At 37.0% G+C, this 3,293-nt stretch carries 1 protein-coding gene; it reads left to right on the forward strand.

Features of this window, described 5'->3' with window-relative positions:
* A partial coding sequence (locus tag AC5EAH_RS07805) for a Rib/alpha-like domain-containing protein (protein ID WP_493494218.1) occupies positions 1-3,293 on the forward strand: 3,293 nt, incomplete at both ends.

Genomic DNA, 3,293 nt, shown 5'->3' on the forward strand with positions numbered 1-3,293 from the left:
AGCAGCGAAAGCAAAAGTAGCAGAAGAAGCAACAAAAGCAAAAGCAGCAATAGATAACGCAACAACAAAAGAAGCAGTTACAGCAGAAAAAGATAAAGGTGTTGCGGCAATCGAAAAATTAGTTCAAGATGGTAAAAAAGCATCAGATGAAATGGCAAATGCCAAAGAAGCAGCGAAAGCAGCGATCGATGAAGCAGCGAAAGCAGCCGACAAAGCAATCGATGCGTTACCAAACTTAACTGATGAAGAAAAACAAGCAGCGAAAGCAAAAGTAGCAGAGGACGCTAATAAAGCAAAAGCAGCAATTGATGCAGCGACAGATAAAGCTGGTGTAGAAGCAGCAAAAGAAGCTGGAAAAGTAGCAATTGAAAAAGACGTAGCAGCAGCAATAATTGAAGATGGTAAAAAAGTTGTAACTAAAGAATCAGATACATATAAAGTAACAATTAAACCAGTTGTTACAGAAGGTAATGGATTAACAGCAGAAGCAATTAAGGAAGCAGTTAAAGTTGTAGACTATCCGAAAGATGGTAAACAACCAATTATTGCCTTACCGAAAGGTACAGTATTACCAACAACAGTCGGTGAACATCAAGTACCAGTAGAAGTAACATATCCAGATGGTTCAACAGTAACAGTTACAGTACCAGTAACAATTAATAAGAAAACTGAAGAAGCAGATAGCTATAAAGTAAAAATCAAGCCAGTTGTTGCACAAGGTAATGAATTAACAGAACAAGCAATTAAAGAAGCAATTACAGTTGTAGATTATCCAACAGAAGGTGAACAACCAACGATTGCATTACCAGAAGGTACAGTGTTACCAACAACAGTCGGTGAACATCATGTACCAGTAGAAGTAACATACCCAGATGGTTCAAAAGTAACAGTAGAAATCCCAGTTACGATTGCAGCAAAAGAAGCAGATGGTTATAAAGTTGAAGTTAAAACAGTTGTGACACAAGGTAATGAATTAACAGAGCAAGTAGTTAAAGAAGCAATTATAGTTGTAGATTATCCAACAGAAGGTGAACAACCAACGATTGCATTACCAGAAGGCACAGTGTTACCAACAACACCAGGTGACTATCATGTACCGGTAGAAGTAACATACCCAGATGGTTCAAAAGTAACAGTAGAAATTCCAGTAACAATTAACAAAAAAGTAGACGAAGCAGATAGCTATAAAGTAGAAGTAAAACCAGTTGTTGCAGAAGGTAATGAATTAACAGAACAAGCAGTTAAAGAAGCAATTAAAGTGTTAGATTACCCAACAAATGACGAACAACCAGTTGTCACAATGCCAGAAGGCACAGTGTTACCAACAACACCAGGTGACTATCATGTACCAGTAGAAGTAACATATCCAGATGGTTCAAAAGTAACAGTAGAAATTCCAGTGACAATCAATAAAAAAGTAGATGAAGCTGATACTTATAAAGTAGAAATCAAACCAATTGTGACACAAAGTGAAACTTTAACAGAACAAGCAGTTAAAGAAGCAATTAAAGTGTTAGATTATCCAGCTGGTGAAGCACAACCAACTGTAACATTAGCAGAAGGTGCAGTATTACCAACAACACCAGGTGATTATCATGTCCCAGTAGAAGTGACGTATCCAGATGGTTCAAAAGTAACGGTAGAAATCCCAGTAACAATTGCGGCTAAGGATGCAGATACTTACAAAGTACAAATCAAACCAGTCGTAACACAAGATGAATCATTAACAGAACAAATTGTTAAGGATGCAGTTAAATTCCCAGAATATCCAGCTGGTGAAGCACAACCAACTGTTAAATTAACGGAAGGTGCGGTATTACCAACAACACCAGGAGAATACCAAGTCCCACTAGAAGTAATGTATCCAGATGGTTCAAAAGTGATTGTGAAAGTACCAGTTACAATTACAGAAAAAGCAAAAGAATCAGAAAATTACAAAGTACAAATCAAACCAGTCGTAACAGAAGAAACTGGTGTAACAGATACAGTACTTAAAGAAGCAGTTAAAGTGGTAGGCTATCCAACAGAAGGTGCCCAACCAATTGTTAAATTAGCAGAAGGTACACAATTACCAACAATAGCAGGAGAACACCAAGTACCAGTAGAAGTAACATATCCAGATGGTTCAAAAGTAATTGTGAAAGTACCAGTAACGATTACAGAAAAAGCAAAAGAATCAGATAGCTACAAAGTACAAATTAAACCGGTTGTAACAGAAGGAACTGGTGTAACAGATACAGTACTTAAAGAAGCAGTTAAAGTGGTAGGTTACCCAACAGAAGGTGCCCAACCAGTTATTAAATTAGCAGAAGGTACACAATTACCAACAACACCAGGTGAGTACCAAGTACCAGTAGAAGTAACATATCCAGATGGTTCGAAAGTAATTGTGAAAGTACCAGTAACGATTGCAGAAAAAGCAAAAGAATCAGAAAGTTACAAAGTAGAAGTGAAACCCGTCGTAACAGAAGGAACTGGTGTAACAGATGCGATGATTAATGAAGCAATTAAAGTGGTAGATTACCCAACAGAAGGTGCCCAACCAATTGTTAAATTAGCAGAAGGTACACAATTACCAACAGAACCAGGAGAATACCAAGTATCAGTAGAAATCACATATCCAGATGGTTCAAAAGTAATTATTAAAGTACCAGTAACGATTGCAGAAAAAGCAAAAGAATCAGAAAGTTACAAAGTAGAAGTACAACCAGTAGTTATAAAAACTGATGGCTTAACTGAATCAATCATTAAAGCCGCAGTTAAAGTGGTAGGCTACCCAACAGAAGGTGCCCAACCGATTGTTAAATTAGCAGAAGGTACAGTATTACCAACAAAAGTTGGAACATATAATGTACCAGTAGAAATTATATATCCAGATGGTTCAAAAGTGATCATTACATTACCAGTAACAATTGAAGCGAAAGCAGCAGATAGTTACAAAGTAGAAGTGACGCCAATTATTTCACAAGGTAATGGCTTAACAGAAGCAGTAATTAAAGAATCTATAAAAGTTGTTGGTTACCCAACAGAAGGTGCCCAACCAATTGTTAAGTTAGTAGAAGGTACTACAATTCCAACAGAACCAGGTCGATATGAACTTCCAGTAGAAATTACATATCCGGACGGTTCAAAAGTTATCGTTAAAGTACCATTCATTATTGGTGAAACAACTAAAGAGTCAGACAAGTACAAAGTAGAAGTGACACCAATAAATACAACAGAAGGTAAAGTGACTGAAGAAGCAATCAAAGAATCAATTAAAGTAATTGGCTACCCAACAGAAGGTGCCCAAC

The organism is Staphylococcus sp. B1(2026), from assembly GCF_058895785.1.